The 18,070-nt window shown below is 52.0% G+C and carries 10 protein-coding genes; 1 reads left to right on the top strand and 9 read right to left on the bottom strand.

Going from position 1 to position 18,070, the window contains the following annotated elements; translation table 11 throughout:
• Positions 1–258: 258 nt before the first annotated feature.
• The 4 genes from IEY46_RS29885 to IEY46_RS29870 all read right to left on the bottom strand — a co-directional run bounded on the left by IEY46_RS29885 (position 259) and on the right by IEY46_RS29870 (position 6,390).
• Positions 259–3,189, bottom strand: a complete 2,931-nt coding sequence (locus IEY46_RS29885) for a family 78 glycoside hydrolase catalytic domain (RefSeq protein ID WP_188998107.1) — start codon at positions 3,187–3,189, stop codon at positions 259–261.
• On the bottom strand, positions 3,186–4,010 hold the full coding sequence (locus IEY46_RS29880) for a carbohydrate ABC transporter permease (protein WP_188998104.1): 825 nt from the start codon (positions 4,008–4,010) through the stop codon (positions 3,186–3,188). The genes IEY46_RS29885 and IEY46_RS29880 overlap by 4 nt, the downstream gene beginning before the upstream one ends.
• Position 4,011: 1 nt before the next feature.
• Positions 4,012–4,938: a carbohydrate ABC transporter permease gene (locus IEY46_RS29875; RefSeq protein WP_188998102.1), complete on the bottom strand. Its 927-nt coding sequence runs from the start codon at positions 4,936–4,938 to the stop codon at positions 4,012–4,014.
• Between the two features lie 135 nt (positions 4,939–5,073).
• Entirely contained in the window at positions 5,074–6,390 is a 1,317-nt protein-coding gene (locus IEY46_RS29870) for an ABC transporter substrate-binding protein (RefSeq protein WP_229750659.1), read from the bottom strand.
• Here IEY46_RS29870 and IEY46_RS29865 point away from each other — a divergent pair.
• Positions 6,389–6,592, top strand: a complete 204-nt coding sequence (locus IEY46_RS29865; RefSeq protein ID WP_188998096.1) for a hypothetical protein — start codon at positions 6,389–6,391, stop codon at positions 6,590–6,592. The genes IEY46_RS29870 and IEY46_RS29865 overlap by 2 nt on opposite strands.
• On the opposite strand, the gene IEY46_RS29860 is transcribed toward IEY46_RS29865, so the two are convergent.
• The 5 genes from IEY46_RS29860 to IEY46_RS29840 form a co-directional block, all read right to left on the bottom strand.
• Complete coding sequence (locus tag IEY46_RS29860) at positions 6,568–8,142, bottom strand: response regulator transcription factor (RefSeq protein ID WP_188998093.1); 1,575 nt, start codon at positions 8,140–8,142, stop codon at positions 6,568–6,570. The genes IEY46_RS29865 and IEY46_RS29860 overlap by 25 nt on opposite strands.
• Positions 8,143–8,174: 32 nt before the next feature.
• Positions 8,175–9,902, bottom strand: a complete 1,728-nt coding sequence (locus IEY46_RS29855; protein WP_188998090.1) for a cache domain-containing sensor histidine kinase — start codon at positions 9,900–9,902, stop codon at positions 8,175–8,177.
• A 154-nt stretch (positions 9,903–10,056) separates the two neighbouring features.
• A complete protein-coding gene (locus tag IEY46_RS29850; RefSeq protein WP_188998087.1) occupies positions 10,057–10,674 on the bottom strand; it encodes a nucleotidyltransferase domain-containing protein in 618 nt (205 codons plus the stop codon).
• Positions 10,675–11,116: 442 nt separating this feature from the next.
• The gene (locus tag IEY46_RS29845; protein ID WP_188998085.1) at positions 11,117–15,085 is read right to left on the bottom strand and encodes a discoidin domain-containing protein; all 3,969 of its coding nucleotides are present in this window, start codon (positions 15,083–15,085) and stop codon (positions 11,117–11,119) included.
• 179 nt (positions 15,086–15,264) lie between these two features.
• Positions 15,265–18,070 (bottom strand): S-layer homology domain-containing protein (locus tag IEY46_RS29840; RefSeq protein ID WP_188998082.1); only part of this gene is annotated, 2,806 nt, incomplete at its 5' end.

Below are 18,070 nucleotides of genomic sequence, written 5' to 3'. Positions count from 1 at the left end.
AAGGTCCTCGTCCCCCTTCCATATCTTCAATTCGATATTATCATTATGACATATTTAAAAAGAATGTCAAGGGACTGACTGATTTTCTCCTCCGGAATGCAAAAAGAAAAAATCAGCTTCCATTATCCGTATACATTTCCGCACACAAAAAGCCGGACGCGGTTGTTTATCCGCGCTCGGCTTATATGTGGTGCGTGCTTTGCAGCAATCTGCCTTATTTTTTATGTGGATACATGAATGAGCAGCATCCGAAAGGCTTCATCCCTGCCGCACCGTCACCTCTGCATCCCATGCGGGATCCAGTGCCTCCAGATTTACTTTGACTCCGGCAGGAACCTGAATGGTCAACCGGCGGCTCCCTGCTTCCCGGGTCCACGCGATTTCAATCAGACCTGCAGGGGTCGGCACGCTGCCTTCCGCCCAGGTCAAATCCGTCTCCTGCGGAGGAACGACGGCGATTGTACGGTAGGCAGGCTCCATCAGCTGCAAGCCGAGCACATATTTAGCCGCCGCATAAGCGGGAGCCGCCGACCAGCCTTGGGCATAGCTGCGGGTGAGCCGCGTTTTGTAGAAGCCGGGGAACGTTTCCCAGCAGGTGGTGGAGCCGTGGCGCAGCATCATGCCCCATTCCTTGCGCATCGTATCCAGAATCCGCTGCGTCTGCCCTAGCTCGCTGTAGACCTGGAACAGATAGAAGGACATGAACGGAGAGCCGATTTTGACCCAATGCTCCGGCGGCGACAGCAGCTGCCGCTCCACCCATGGCCTGGTCTCTTCCGACAGCGCGTTGTGGGTATGAAGCAGGACATGCGTCTGCATGCTGAAGGTCGTGGAACGTCCCGTCTCCCGGGATATTCCGTCAATGAAGGCCTTGCGCTCTTCATCCCAGAGATGGCGATTCATTGCCGCAAGAAGACGCGAGCGTACGGCCTCATAATGAAGACCATCCTCCGCCGCATCGGCATGTTCCGCCAGCCTGCAAGCCAGCTGGAAGCAGTACGCCAGCAGACCCTGCTGCGCAGTGACGACACCCTTGTTGCTAATATCGAGCTCCGCCCAGTCGAGCAGGTTCCAGGAGCTGATATCAAACAGCCCCTCTTCATTTATGAAAGATTCATACACCGCCACCGTTTGTTTAATGGACGGATATAGCTTGGCGGCTAATGATGTGTCTCCGGTATGTTCGGTATACTGCTGGACGGCAATGATCCAGTTAAACGTCCAGAACGGAATCGAAGCCTGCCAATCCGTCGGCATCAGCGCCGGGATCAGCTTGCTCTGGGCCGCCGAATCCGCCGCCAGCTCCAGGCAGTGGCGCACAAGCTCATAGCTGCCGAACAGCTGGTAATTAATCAGCATGCTGGTATTGGCATCGCCCAGCCAATAAACTTGCTCGAATGTCGGACAGTCGACGAACGTATCCTCCATGCACAAATGATGCGTGTGCCGCGAGATGCGCCAGATTTCCGTCAGCTGGTCGTCTGAACAGCGGAATTGCCCCGCTCCACTGACGGGATAGGCGTTCTTGACCATCCGGATGCCATAGACCGATATGGGCTGCTTCTGGCCCCGCACCGTCATCATCAAATACCGGAAGCCCATGCGGTTTATGCTGCGGTAGCTTTGCCGGCCTTCGCGGCAGATGTACCGCACGGAGTTGTTCAGACCTTCCGTAAACTCGATTACGCCGCCGGGCATGCTTTCAAACCCGTACCAGTCAATAACCGTTCCCGCCTGCGCTTCCAGCTCGAATTCCAGAAAACCGGCATGGATGGTGCCGAAATCCACGATGATCTCCATGTCTCCCGTATCCGGTCTCTCAAGTTGAGCCGCATCGGGAGTGGCATGCAGCAGGACTTCATCCCCGCGAAGCACCGGATATCGCTGAAGCACTTTCTTGTTGCGCATCAGGGAATAAATATGCTCATCGCGGTATACATATTCCGCCGGGACTTGGATCGCCTTCTCCGCGTATTGCGCCAACGCTTCGGCCGAAGTGCATACGCCAATCGCCAGCATTTCCGGCAGATTGGCGTCCAGTCCCGAATCCCCTTCCAGTCCCCCGTAAACCGGACGGATGCCGTCCGCGGCGGGAACGATCGTCTCGAAAGGCCCGAACACGACAAAAGGCGAAACCTGCTGCGCCTGATCAGGGGCCACTTTATCCGGGAATGGGTGCCCGAAGGCAAGCTCGCCGGGGAAACGAAACTCCAAATGCACGAACAGATCGTCATGGATGCCGAATAGGCGCATCAGAAACAACTGCCGGCCCGGCAGCAGGGATACCTCCACCGTCCGGCTGTCCGGATGAACGGAATAAGCCTGTCCCCCGATGGCGAAATTGCCGTACACGCCATTCCAGGAAGGATGGGGAAAGGAAATCACCCCTTCCATTTCCTCTTGGACGATGAGTTCAACGGCCAGATAAGCGCTGAATATATTTGCATTCGCATCCCGTCGTCCCGGATACAGCGCCTCCCGCAGATTGAGGGAAAGCACCATCCCCTCCGGACGGACAGCCTGCTTGGACACGATCCGCTGCGGCTCCACAAAGGTATTCTGCATCGGAAGGATGTCGCGGGGACGAAGCTCTCCCCAGGGTCCGCTGCCGCCAGCAGCAATTTTGACCGCCTGAGTCCAGCTTTCCTCGGCAAACTCCGGCTTCGTCCAATCTCCCTGCCAGGCGGCGGAAGCATCATAAGCCTCCATCCAGCCGAGGTTTACATTGCGCTTCACCGTCTGCCGCTTATAACCGGGATGGATGGAGCAGGACCAGGATTCGTCCGAAGCAATAACACGCTCCACCGCTCCGCCCAGCAGCTCAAGCTGGACGAGCAGGCCCGCTTCATGCTCGATATATTGATAATTGGAATGCCCGAAGTGGGCAACCCGCACGGCGATGTTATTTTTCCCTGCACGGAGCAGATGTCGGACATCGTATTCATCGTAATACCAGGCATGCGGCATGGAACGGACCGGCCCTGTTCCAAGCTCGGTCCCGTTCAGGTAAACCTGGTATCTGCTGTCGGCGGTAACTGCAAGCATCGCCTTTGTCCAGCCCGAATCCTCCTCCAGCTCGAAGGACTTCCGGAAACACATTTGCGCATTCACAGGTGTGCGGTCGCCTGCCGCCCAGATCCAATCCGCCGACCATTGTTTTGCTGCTGCTGCCATAGAGGAACTGCTCATCCTTTCACACCGCCCGCCGCTACGCCGTCCATAATCCGTTTGGAGAAGAAGAAGAACGCAATCAGAATCGGCACAGTGGATATAACGGAAGCGCCCAAGGCCAGATCGACCGTATAGAGCAGGTTAGTCGTATATTTCATAATCATCAGCGGAATGGTTTTGTTCGCTTCGGATTGCAGAAAGATCAGCGGAACAAAAAACTGATTCCAGATTTGGACGGACATGATAATGCAAATACTGAATACAACGGGACTCGCCAGCGGGAACATGACACGCATGAAAGTCGTCCATTCCCCTGCTCCGTCCACCTTGGCCGATTCATAGATTTCCTTGGGCAGCCGCTGGAAGAACACCGTCAGCAGAAACACCGCCATGGACAGTCCCGCCGATAGAATCAGAATGATCGCCGCATGCGTGTCCAGCAGCCCCATGCTGCGGATGATGATAAAGATCGGCACGATCCCCAGCTGTACGGGAAACATCATACCAAGCAGAAAATAAATCAGCAGCCCTTTCTTGAAGCGGAACTGGAACCGTCCGATGCCGTAAGCGACCATCGAAGAAAGCATGACCACGATCAGCAGCGAGATACAAACAATAATGACGCTGTTCATAAAATAAATATGAAAATGCCCTTCGCTGAACAAACGCGCATACGTGCCGAAGGATAAGGTATCCGGCAGCCCGAAGGTTTTGGACAGAATCTCCGACTTGGGCCGAAGTGACTGGTACGTCATATAAGCCAGAACAAACAAAGCAAACAGCGAGTAGAGCCATAGAATCAAGGAAGAAACCGTGATGGGTTTGCGTTGGTGGTCCATTTTAGTAGTCCTCCGTCTGCCGGTAAGTAAGCATAATTTGTACGAGAGCCACAATAAACACCATTGCGAACATGACACAGGCGATCGTCGTGCCCATTCCCATCGCATTCGTGTTCAAGGTGCCGCCCACGGCGCTGTTGTCGCCAAACGATATGCGGTAGAAGAACAGGGCCATGACATCCACGCTGCGGTCGATGCCCCCCGAGACCCCGCCGAGAATAAAGCTGAAATCAAACACGGTCATCGAATAGATATACGTCAGAATCAGCATATTCATAATCGTCGTTTTGAGCTGGGGAAGGATAATATACAGGAATCGTTTCCAGCTTCCGGCACCGTCCAGATAAGCCGCCTCGAGCATTTCCTCCTGAATCATCTTCATCGCGCCAAGGAAGAACACCATCCCTACGCCGACGCCAGACCAGGCCGCCATTATCCAGACGATATAGATGCCGTATTCCGGAATGCCCATCCACGGCTTCGTATGGTCGCCCAGACCGACCCATTCCAGCACCTTGTTCACCACGCCGATATTGCCGTCCAGAAGGAGCGCTCCCATAAAGACAATAACGGGTGTTGAGATAAACTGCGGAGAGAAAATCATCGACTGAAAGAACTGATGGCCTTTCACCTTCAGATAAATCGTATAAGCCATATATAGTTGGACCGGCATCAGGATAAACACATTGAGCGCGAAAATGGTCAAGCTGTTGGTCAATGCGTTTGTCCATTGCTCCAGCAAGTTGGCGTTAGTAAATAGTTCACGGTAATTGTCAAAGCCGACAAAGGTTTTCTCGCCAATGCCGTCCCAATGATTCAAGCTCAGCTGAATGGCGGAGAAGATCGGATATACAACAAACAGGGAATACAGGATAAATCCGGGTATAATAAACAGCATGTAAGGCCTTTTACGTAGCCAGATGGCCATAAAGCTCTCTCACCTCTTTCTACTGAAGCTTAACCGCACCCGCGTTAGCCCTTCCTTTCTAACGGGAAGGGCATCAGCAGGCAGAAGAAACGGCTGCCGCCGGGCTACGGCAATGCAGCTCGTTTCTTCTTTTGCTTAATCGGTGTAAGTCGCCGATTCGTCGAGTAATTTCACGGCTTCCTCACCTGTAATTTTGCTTGTAAACAGCTTCGGAATAACATCCTTCATCAGAATATCGGCCGTATTGGAATCGGTCGAAGCCAAGGCGGACATGACCGCATAAATCGCAGGACCGGCCTCGTCGAAATTACCCAGCTCCTTCACTTCATCATTCTTCGCCGTGATATCCTTCAGGGTCGGAACGAGCCCTGTCGCATCCTCAAGAATTTGCTGAGCCTCCAGGCTGTTCAGGAACTCGATATATTTGACAGCTTGATCCGGATGCTCGGATTTGGCGGATACCGCATAAGTCATAAAGTTGCTGAAGCTGGCGGCGGCGATTTTCTTGCCTTCCGCGTTTGGCAGAATGAAGCGGCCGACATTCAGACCGGATGAGGCATAGGTCTGATTATTCCAGGTGCCGTCCACGATCATAGCGGCTTTCCCGTTGGTGAACGCAAACTGTGCGCCTGCCATGTCGTTGGCGATAAAGTCTTTGCCGAAGTAGCCTTTCTCAGCGAAATCGCGGTAATTCTGCAGCGCTTTGGCAAGTGCGGGATCCGTTACTTTGCCGCCGCTTTTGAGGACGGCGTTCAGCGCATCGTTAGCGAGCGCCGAGCTCATGGCATAAACGAGCCAGGAGCGGTCCCATTCCGATTTGCCCGGCATGGAGATTGGGGTAACGCCAGCCGCTTTCAGCTTATCGAGCGCCTGTACGAACTCGTCCCAGTTGGCCGGCTCGCCGATGCCGTTCTTCTCGAAAAGCTCCTTGTTGTAGTAGACCAACTGCGTATCCGTGAAGGACGGCAACGCCGAATACATTTTTCCATCGACTGTGGCATAGTCAATTTCACCCTCTGCAAAACGGCTCGTATCCAGCTTGTAATCGTCCAGCGGAAGCAGGAAACCCTGGCCTACCATCTCCTTCATCCGCGGCGTTTTGTTGCCCTGCACAACGAACAGATCGGGCAGCTCATTGGCTTGCAGCGCCACGTTCAGACTCTGGTCATTCTGGGCAAAATCGTATTGGATTTTGATGTCGGGGTTTTTGGCCATGAAGGCTTCGTTTATTTTTTTGTACGGCTCTTCAAGCACGGCCTGATTGCCCAGGTCACCCCACACCTTCAAGGTCACCGGGCCGCCCTTTGGAGCGCTTTCATTTTCGCCCTTTTCCGTCGTGCTGCCCGACGTATTGCCGTTGTCGTTCTTGGCGTTCGAACCGCAGCCCTGAAGCAGCAGCGCAGCGCTCAGAAACAAGGTAAGCAGCACAAGCAGGGAGCGTCTTTTTTTCATGTTCAAAATCAATCCCACCTTTTTATCATTTATGGTTCAGCCCGGCAAAAACGGGACTACATTGATCGTAAAGCAAACCGCTGCCTCCTTCCATGCAGCGGTTTACGGGTCTGATTCCATTATTTCAGGGAGTGCGGGCGGGGTCATTCCAAATTTGTATATTCTGCTATCGGATATTCAGCTTTCCGGCTCCTTCGCCTGATTCTTGAACTCGGAGAGCGTGCGGCCCGTTACCTTCTTGAACACGCGGACAAAATAATTGGCGTTGACGAAGCCTACCCGGTGCGCGATCTCTTCCGTCGAATAGCCGGTTGTGCGCATCAAGTCGATCGCTTTGCGAATACGGAGCTGCGCGACATAATCGGTGAAAACCATGCCGGTCTCCTGATGAAACCGCTGACTGAAATAACCCGTGCTGAAATTAACGCATTCGGCGGCGTCTTCCAGACGGACGGGGCCGGTATAACGCGACTCCAGCCATTCCGAAATTTTCCGTATCCAGCCCCGCTCCTGCTGCAGCTCCGCCGATACGGCCTTCATGCCTGTGATCATTTCCATCATGCCCGCTCCAAAGCCGTTGAAGGTCTGCGCCCCCTTGATCTTCGCCAGAGAAACCTGCAAACGCTCCATATGACTCTGAATCGCAGCTTCTTGAAGCTGGTATTTATCGATCAGCATGTCAAGCAGCAATGTGTGCATCATATCGGCAAAACCATGCCACTCGCTAAGCGTCGGCTGCGCGCCCGCTTCTTCCTTCACCCGGCGGAACCAGGCTTCGTTAAATGCCTCGAAACGATCCGAAGCAATCAGCTGCTTGGCGGTTTTGTACAACGCATAACGTTTCTCCTCCGTTAAGGTACCCGCAGCTGCGTCCTCCGCCCGATAGACGCCGCTGCCATCGTAGAAGAATCTTCCGGAGGCTGCTTCCGCTTCCTGCCTGGCCAGCAGCGGCTGGAATCCGGCCAGCGCAAACCGCCGGCTTGCCCCGAGCACCGTACGAAGATTCAGCTTCTCCCGGATATTCTGATCCAGCTCGTTGAACAACCTGCCCGTCAGCTCCTCGGGCGGTTCTTCACCCATTTCCGGATAAACGGCAAGCCCCTCCAGCGCATCCCCCCTGATGCCCAGCAGCTCCACCTGCTTCCATCGTCCCAGCAGCTCGGCTGCCAGCGCATGGAACGCTTTTCGGACCGATGCGCCGATGGTCTTGTCCTCTGACATGCAGGTCATGCGGATCCATCGGATCTCGCCGCCTTTTGCCATCAGAGAGTTGTACAACAGCGGGAAATGAGCGGCATTAAGCACGCAGCCCGGCTCACCCGCCTTCTCCAGCAGCTCTTCTTTCTCTGCAAGAAGCGGGTCCACAGCAGGGCCGGTTTCTTCTTTATACGTCAACGAGTTCAGGATTTGCAGGAGATCTGCAGGCTCCATCCGGTGCTTGGGGATATAGTCATGAACGCCTTTGCGGATTGCCTGCCGGGTGTATTCAAAATCCTCGTAGCTGCTCAAAATAATAAACTGCACTCGGGGATATTTTTTCTTCACGGCGTCAATTAACGCGAAACCGTCCATTCCTTTCATCCGGATATCGGTCATGATCACATCGGGCGGATGGGCATGGACCGCCTCCAGCGCCTCTTCCCCGCTGCTGTATACCCCTGTAAGCAGGTACCCTTCTTTCTCCCAATCGATAATCGTCTGCATGCCGATCCTGACGAGCGTCTCGTCATCCACAATCATGATTTTGCGCATTGCCTCTTACCTCCAGCTAGAATGGTCCTGACTTAAAGCGCGGTTTCCGGCAAACCGGATATTTCCTGAAAAGGGAGCCGCAGACGCACCTTCGTACCGTGATCCGGCACGCTCTCGATTTCCAGACCGTAACGTTTGCCGTAATGAAGCTGGATCCGCTCATGAATATTCCGCAGCCCCAGATGGACGGCATTCTCCGTGCTGTGATGTAGCTCCTCCTGCAAGGCTGCCAGCTTGGCAGCCTTCATGCCCGCCCCGTTATCGGCAACGCTCAGCTCCAGCGTATCCTTGTCCAGCAAAGCGCCGATCCGGATTTCACCTTGCTCCACTTTATTGGAAATGCCATGAATAAGGGCATTCTCGATTAAAGGCTGCAGCAGAAATTTCAATACCTCCGTATTCAGCAGCGGTTCTTCCACATCCATAATCAGCCGGAAATGCTGATAACGCACCTGCTGGATTTTGGCATAGTCCTCCATCACCGCCAGCTCCTCGCGCAGCTTAACCGGCTGGCCTGTGCCTCTGATCGAGTAGGAGAGCAGATGATTCAGCGAATCAATCATCTCCTTGATATGATCCTGTTTCTCGATCATCGCCATCCAGCGGATGGAGTTCAGCGTATTGTACAGAAAATGGGGCGACAGCTGATTCTGCAGTACACGGATTTCCGCGGACTGCTTGATTTGCTGCTCCTTCACCACCTGCCGGATCAACTGCTCGATTTCGTACATGACGGAAATAAATGTATCATTCATTTCCACAATTTCAACCGCTCCCCTGAAGCGGCGCAGGCTCTTCGGGTTCACGCCCTTGACGCCAAGCTTCATATTGCGCATCAGAATACGGATCGGAATGACCAGATCGACGGCAATAAAATGGGTAACCGCGAGTCCTACCGCGATACAGCCGGCGACAATAAACAAAGCCTGCCGGCTCACCTGATAGATCGGTTTGTAGATCGGCTCCAGGGACATGATCGCACCCAGAGACCAGTTATTTTTCAAGCTTTTCTCTTGGTAGGTGATGACCTTCTTGTCTTCTTTGGGAACCGTAACGCCGTTGTCGAGCAGGATACGCCCGCCGGGAGCAAGCAATTGCAGCTGCACCCGGTCGCGGAACTGGGTCTGGTCGAAGATGGAGGTGACCGCCTGAGCGTCCACCGCTACCGTCAAATATCCGAGCGGAGACAGATTGGTGCTGCGGATGACGCGACCCAGCCTGAACGCCACGGTCTCCCGGTAACCATCCGAGAACGTCTCCGGGTAGAACCATGCGCTGCCGCCTGCCGCCTGCTCCAGGCCTTTGATATACGCCGGGTCCTCCGTGCGGTAGCCGTCCACCATATTTTTCCCGTATGTGTAAACTTCCTGGCCCGCAGACAGCTTGATGCTCAGCACATATTTATTTTGCTCGTCCCCCTGCCAAATGACGTTCAGCTTCTTATTGATTTCATTCTGGATCTGCAGCTTCTCAAACGACGACTCCGGTTCCGTCAGAATCAGCTTCTGCAGGCTTTCATCGGTCATAATCTGCCGGCTCAAATGCTCGTAACCGCTCAGGCGGTCATTGATTTTGAGCACCATCAGGCTGAGCAAATCCTTGGAATAATCGGCGGAAATCTGCTTACTGGAGCTTGTATAGCTCTGCGTCATCAAATAAATTCCGGCCGCTGCCGGAAGAATAATTAATGGCATATAAACCATTAGCAGCTTCTGGGGAAGCCGGATTGTTCGCCAGAGCGAGAACCATTTCCAGAACAAGAGGATGATCCCCTTTCGAAGTTGTTTGAAGCGCTTTCAATGAATGAAGGGTTTTCTATAGGTGAGCATATCACAAATGGCGGGGATGTGGGGGAACGGCTCATGGAGTGAAAGGCTGGAAATACCGGCTGCCCATTCTTCGGCAAGGAGCCCGTCAGAAATTTTTATTTTCAATCGAATCCGCCCATGGATGTCCATTTGGGAATTGAATGTTCAATGATGATTTCAGCCATTCTTTTGCTTGCGGCAATAAAGAAGGCCATACTTTCAGAAAGTCTTTTTGATCCTTTTCTCTAATTTCAGCACTCCCGCCTTTATAAAGTAGCTGAATTTCCGGTTTCAGGTATGGCGTTCCTCCCCCTGTCTCTGTGAATATATCCTTCACTTCTCTCCGAATGGATTTCTCTCTCTTGTAGATCCAAAAGTCATGTTCCGTATCTACAAACATGATTTGGAATGCCCAAGGCGATTCATCGTCCCTGCATACCCATATATCATTGGTGCTCGCCAGGAATTCTCCTTCATTCCATAGAGTCAGCTTCCCGTTCTCCGCTTTATATAATATCCAATCTTTCGATAAATAAGCGAAGGCCGTTAATTGCTCCTCCCGAAACAGGATGACATCGATATCGGCATGTGCCCTCGACTGCTTGCCCAGGTACAAATCTAATGCCCACCCCCCGCCTATGCCCCACTTAACAGGAATATCCGAGAAAATTCCACTCACTTCAGATACCGTAATCGGCACCCAATTATAGATGTCCGTCCGCAATATGATCCTCTCCTTCATCCGTTCGCTTATTGGAAAAACGACAACTCTGTAGAGAAAAAGGGGCACACACTGTTGTCAGTTTGAATGTCCATTTTATCGTTATTCCGTATATTTTGCACTCATGAAGGAGCCTTTTTCTTTAATTTTAGTTGTGACCAAGGACAGCTGCTTTGGCAGGGCGCGTTCATCTTCGCTTTGCTTTTTCAATCACAATCAGGCAAGTGCTGTCCGGAAGCGGGACCTCGCGGCCTTCCTCGTCCGTAAGCTCCACCATGAAATACTCGTGTGATTACGAACAACAGAGCGTCTCTCCCCTGCCTTTCAAAAAAAAAGAAAGCCGCCTAAGGATCGGCGGCTTTCTTCCCGTGATGAACAATCCGTTCCCATTGCCTCGCACACGCACATCCCAGCGACTGTTTACTGACTTGCCTGCATGTGCATATTAATAGCCAAACACTTGCAACTCCGAGATAAAGAAATACTCATTGTATGTTTTAACAATACGAATGTAGCGATAGTCGGAAGCATTGTTATAAACGGGCGTGATCCATGTCGATTTGTACGGCAAAACTGATGATGATTGAGTTGCCATTACGGCATAGGTTCCGAAATTAGGATCATTGGAGGCCCTTACCTCAAAATTTTTCCTTGTCGAAGGCTGGTCTACGTCTTGTCTTGTGACAACATTGACCTGCTTAATCGTCCGGGAAGCCCCCAAATCCACTTGCCACCAATGATTCGGTGTTCCGGTTGTTCCTGCCGGAGCCCACCCCGTACTGTTGTTTCCATCTACCGCCGTGCCAGGTCCGTACCCTGGATTGGAAGTGGAAGCCGTTGCCGTTTTCCCCTGTGCAAGCTCGGTCGGCGCGTTGCCCGATTTGATATCTTGATAGGCGGACTCGATTCCCGAATTGCTGATCGTCGTCGCAGAAGTACCATCGTTATTCGAGAATGTATTCGGAAGAGCCGGCACTCCGTTACCCAAATTGATTTTATTAGGCACGTTGACTATCACATTATTATTCACGCTCATGCCGCTGCTTTCTTGATCCATATAAATACCGGCAATCGGATAGCAGGCCGGGATAGGCGTTCCGAAATCGCACGCCCGCGGCTCGTGATAGGAGCCTTTAATATTATCGTGAATATAATTCTCGTCAATAAGCGTGCCTGGCGCTTTGGAAAGCGTATAGATGCCGGCACCGTCGTCCTGGTGTTGCAAGTTGTGATGAACATTATTGTACCGGATCCGATTGTTTTTCAGCCCGGTATCCTGATTGGTCCATCCCCAGCCTATGCTGATGCCCGTATACGGATTGTATGCCACCTCGTTATGCTCGATTGTCATACTGTCTACATAGCCTGCGAAAATACCTACGCCACCCGTATAATATTGGCCTATCGATGTAATATAGTTGTTCTGTACCGTATCGTTTTTACTGTTTTCCCGGTAATCGGCGGGGCTTTGCGAGATCGAGGCGCCGACTTGAATGCCATTGCCTCCGATGTTCTTAAATACGTTTCCGATAATGGAGTTATTGTGCGTGCCCGAAACCAGGGAGAGTCCCGAAGCGCTCATTTTTTGGAATGTATTCCTTTCAAACCGAATCGATTCCGCATTTTTCAATTCTACTCCACCCGGCAGCATGTTAAGCTCCACGGAATGTCCCGCTTGGATCCCTACATAACCGTTATTGGACGGCCCGGTATATGTGGACCCTTCGAAACGGATTCCCTGGAATTGTACATTGTGAATCGGATTATTCAGCGACGAACCTTGCAGACGCATAACGGTTTGCAAATTCGGCGCCTGAACCCATGCCGATGCCATCGATTCTCCCTCTCGCGGCATATAGAACAATTCGTTGGTGCTGTTGTTGATATAAAATTCGCCTGGAGCATCCAGAAATTCCATTGCATTCTCAAAGAAGTAATTCTGTTGGTAGTCGCTTGCGGTTTCCATGTTCGGCCATGATAAACCGAAATTGTTGGCTTGTTCCGGACTTTTGACGGTAACGGAAGCGACACTCCCGCTCACCGTATACGAAGACAGCCTCAATTTGGATTCGTTCCAATGTTTCTTGACCACCAGCATCACATCGCCAAAGTTGTTCCAGTTCGAAATTTCACTGCTGTTCAGTAAAACCTTTTGACCCGGAATATCCCAGTTTTTCACATAGTTATAGCTGCCGACATTGGGCGTTCTGGCCCGAACGGCCGGATTTCCATTGACATATAGACTTAGAGGACGGACAGAGCCGTAACTGGCAAGACTGGCTTTGTAGATGCCGTTCCCAACCGCTGTCCATCCTGACACGTTGTACGCGCCATTAATGATCGGTGAGGCGCCTTGCGCGGCTTGATAAATGATGTTGTGGCCGTTATTTCCCGAGTCGGCTTCCGTCAAGCTGAAGGTAGAGCCCAGCGTATAGGTGCCGCCCAATAGGTTTATGACAATATCTCCTGTCATGCTCCCGTTCACCGTACGCGCCTTATCCCTTGCCCCCGTAAGTGAACACGGCGCTGACAGCGAGCAAGCCGACCCGCTTCCGTTCGCCGATGCGTAGAATGTATGCTGAACGCTGCCCTGTCCGCTTGCAGTCAGCTTAACATCCGCATTTGTGACTGCTGCCGCTGGGACGATTATCGTTGATTGACCGTTCTGATAGGATGCTTTTTCTGCAGATACGCCATATTTACCTGACAGTTGCGAGGGGGAAATGGTATACGATCCGTCCGCCCCCGAGGTAGCCGTCCCCAGTAAAGACGCCGGATTCCCGATTTCATGCAGCTTCACCGCCGCGCCCGAGATTGGATTGTTGTTAACGTCAACAATCTTGCCGCTGACCGGGTACTCCCCCTTCGCAGTTCCGAAAACCCGCATTTCCGTTAAGAACACGTAATCCGTAGCCATTTTTTGATACCTGATATATCGATATGTGGTTGCCGTCGTCAGATCAATCCCCCATGTGAGACTGGTAAATGCCGTTCCTCCTACGCTGCCAAGTACGTCATAGGATGCAAAAGTGGGGTCATTGGAGGCTCTAATCTGGAAATTTTTCCGTTCCCCGTCGTAAGTGCTGTTCGGGCGGGCATCAACTTCAACCCGTTTGATCAATGATTTAGCCCCGAGATCGATCTGAAACCAAGCGCTGCTGGTTGACGATGACTTGGAGTTCCATCCGTTGGTGAAATTTATCCCGCCATCAACGGCTTGCTGAGGCGTATGGGCCTGGTCGATATTCGAACCGTCCGAGGTGGAAACGGATTGATGGAGCGCAATATTGGTAACCGCATTTCGGGATTTGATAAATACGGTCTTGGCCTTCCTCAGGTCCATCAGGGCAGTCCCCAAATCCGCTTTGGGAGTGCTTGGAATCGTGAGAAGCGTACTCAAGCGGGTGATCGCCTGCTGCAAATTATCCGCCGCCCAGTTAGGAAACTGATTCGCACCTCCCCCGATATCCGAACCGCTAAGCAGGGCATTCGCGTTTGTGACATTCTGCTGCAGGGACGACACATTTAACACCGTGGGGACCGTTCCTGTCCAGGTAACATTATTCGTAGGGATATTAATCCCCTTTATATCCACCTTATCGTTATTTACTTCAAACAGCATCATCTGTTCTGTGGAGCCTCCCGAAGGTTTAACAGGCCCCGCATTGACATAAGTGGCCTCTGAGGTAAACAGATGTGCCGGATTATGCTTATGTCCCGATGTAAAAATAACCTGTGGATATTTCGCCAGAATGCTCTTCACCTGCACCCACTGTCTGACGCCATCCGGCCAGCCCTTAAGTCCATAATTATCATTAATATAGGTTCCATTTACCGTCTCCTGCAGCGGCTGGTGCAGGAAGACAAAGATCGGTTTATCATAATCCGCATTCTCCGCCAGCTTATTTTCAAACCAGCTCAGTTGAGTGTCGGATAGATAGGCTTCGTCGCTTCCTATATTTTGCTCCATTCCCAGAAAGATAAAATGATAACCCTCAATCCATTGGTCATAATAGAGGCTTGGCGCGCCTGTTTTCTGCTTAAAACGCTGCTCCATCTGGGGAAAGGTATATGTTGTATCTTGGAACTCATGGTTTCCGACAACATAGTAGGCTGGTGGATGCGGGTTCCCGTTCATGATCGTCATCAGACTATCATACTGTTCATTGGTAGCATCATTCGTCAGATCTCCGGTAAAGATAATAGCTTTGCAAGCTTCGTTCACCGATATTTGCAGTGCTTTCGTGAGATTTGTCGAGCCCGTCGGGATATGCGTGTCGCTGGTCAAACAAAATTTGAAATTCAAGACGGAATTCGATTCTGCCGCCGTCTTCGTTATGAAAGGCGACAGCATACTTGCAAAAATGGCGATTATGGCGATCGCGCTGACCATGTTCATCTTTTTCATTTTCATCCTCATTCTCCCTCATTTCACATTAATGTTGGAATGATCGGAACCATCGGACGCCTCCACTTCATATTGATCTATTGCATTCATCACCCCCCTTCAGCTTTGTCATGCTATGCAGATATCGGAAGCCGGGCTCTGTCCATTAACGAATGAGCCCGGCTTCCGGACATGCAAAGGAGCTTCTATTGATCGCCCATAAATCCGACAAGCGTCAGGAACCGTTTCATAATCGCGGCTGTTTCCGCCCGGGTAGCATACGCTTTCGGATGAAACGAGAGCGAGGGGTCGCCAGTCATAATGCCGGCCTGCCCGGCAACCGCCACTGCCGCTTGTGCCCAGGAAGAAATCTGGTCATGGTCTTGGAAGCTTGGCGAATCGCTGCCGCTGTTAACCGATTGATCGAGGAATTGCAACGCCCTGTAGACCATCAAAGCCATTTCTTCCCGCTTGATCGCTCCCTCCGGATAGAACTTATCGCTGCTGACGCCATTCACAATACCTGCTTCGACAGCCGCACCGATCGCACTGGAATACCACTTATCCGCAGATACGTCATCGAACTGCGCCGTGCTTTGTGTTGTGTCGAGGGCCAATGCTCTGACGAGCAGTGCGGCAAATTCGGCGCGGGTAATGCTTCTTTGCGGAGCAAACATGTTGGCAGACGTGCCTTTGATCAGTAATTTGGAAGCCAGCAGCTCAATATCGCTTTGAGCCCAATGATCTTGAATGTCGGCGAACGTCGCACTGTAAGAGACCGCTGCATACAGACTGTTATGCGGCACCATGATTTCCAGTTGGACTATTCCGTTCACCATCTTCTTCATTGCAGGAACAAAGGTCATCTCCCCTGTATCCGAATCGATTGTCACTGCGCTCAAGTGCTGCGTATCGGCATGATCGCCGAGGATAAGCATGTGAGACAGATACTTGTTTCCAAATGAGCGTATTTCCAGCGACTTGCCGCCGCCTTCCACCGTCAATCGGAAGCTCACAATCTGACCCTGAATCGTTACACCGGCATCACGAGCACGCTTCGTAATCAACTCCGCTTCGGTACTGGTAACGGGCCCGAAATCGACATTCAGTTTCAAGTCGGTTTTGCTTACGCCCAATTCGTCAGCGGCCGCATCATAATCAATGGCAGACAATGGCAACCGGAAAGCGGCAGTATTCGATCTGAACAAAATGTTGGCGTCTTCCACTTCATTCGCCAGCTTCGACAGTGTGGATAGCTGCAGCAGTACGTTCACCGGCTTGCCTGAGGTGTTGTCGGCTTCAATTGTCAGCGTCCGTTGTGATGATGAGTTTTGTTTCAGCTTGTCAAATACTTGTCTGAGCAGCTGCTCCGAAACCTCGACAAGCGTCACTGTCTTGCCGTTCTCCGTTTTCAGTTGCAGTTGATCTCCGGAAGGCTTCCAAACCAGCCCCGTATCATTGGGATTCAATTGCTTATTCTCTTCATTTCCGCTACTCTCTGGATTACCTGGATTCCCCGGATTCCCCGGATTACCTGGATTCCCCGGATTCCCCGGATTTCCTGGATTACCCGGATTCCCCGGATTCCCCGGATTACCCGGATTACCCGGATTACCTGGATTACCCGGATTATCTGGATTACCTGGATTACCTGGATTACCCGGATTATCTGGATTACCTGGATTCCCCGGATTATCTGGATTACCTGGATTCCCCGGATTATCCGGATTCCCTGGATTACCTGGATTATCCGGATTCCCTGGATTTTGATTTTGTGGTGTCCACTGAGCGTACAGCGTGACGTTGGCCGCGCCTAGGGTAAAACGATCGCCTGCAACGTAACTTGTTCCGCTTCCGTCCGCCGCTGTGTTCCAGCCTGCAAACGTGTAGTCCTTCTTATCCAGATTTCCTGTGTTGCCCAAGACGGTTACCATATCGCCTTGCTTATAGATATTGACATCAATTGGGACCATTCCTCCCGTGCTGCCGTAGACGGCGTATGTCACCGTGTAGGTAGAAGGCGGAACGACATTCGTTCCGAACGCCCGCAATTCAGAAATCCATAAATATTCATTGATTGTTTTGGCGACGCGGATGTAGCGGTATTTTTCCTTATCACTCACCGAAGTGGACCAGGTTGCTTTAAAATCCAGCGGCGGGCTTTTCTGTTCACCCAACACGGTGTAGCTTGCAAAATCAGGGTCATTCGATGCCCGCACTTCAAAATTCCCTCTGGTGGACGGTTGATCAACATCTTGTCTCGTCACTAACTCGATTTGTATAAGGGGATATTCAATGCCCAGATCGACCTGCCACCAATGATTTCCGACTTCGGTGGTGCCGATCGGAGCCCAGCCCGAGTTAGGATCTCCGTCAATAGCATTTGCCGGGACAAATCCCGGATTATACGATGATGCCGTGGACGACTTGCCAAGCGCCAGGTTGACAGGGGTCGTTTCCCTGAACGTATTAATCGCCAATTCCAAAGCTGACCACGCTTCGCGAAGACTCTCTACAGATCTGCCCGTATCGTTCAAAGCAGCCTGACTCGCCGCAATCACTTTGGATAAGTCGTCTTTTGCCCACTGCGGGTATTGATTAACACCTTCCCCGGTCTCCGTGTTGTCGACAAGATCCTGCGCTTTGCCGATCGAATCGGCCAGCAATTGGATATAGCCGTCAATTGGATCAGTGCCGGAATCGGAACCGGTGCCGCTTATGAACGCATTGCCAAGCATGACGGGACCTTGCTGCGCGTACACGCTGAAATAGCCTGGCGCGGTGATTTTCCCGGCGCCTGTATCCACATAATCAAATACTTTGGTTCCATTCACAATAAGAACCAGTCGGACCCCTTCGTCCACGTTCAGCGCCCCGAACTGCACCAGGCTCGTTTTCCCGAACTCGAACACCGTATTGGGCACGGCATGACCCGCAATTCCCGGTTCTGCGCCAATATCTCCGTAGAAGACCGTTCGTTTTCCTTGATTGAACCGCTGCAGCTCAATCACG

It is taken from the genome of Paenibacillus nasutitermitis (assembly GCF_014641075.1).
GTDB lineage: Bacteria > Bacillota > Bacilli > Paenibacillales > Paenibacillaceae > Paenibacillus_Z > Paenibacillus_Z nasutitermitis.
This window is presented reverse-complemented; position numbering and strand designations above follow the sequence as displayed.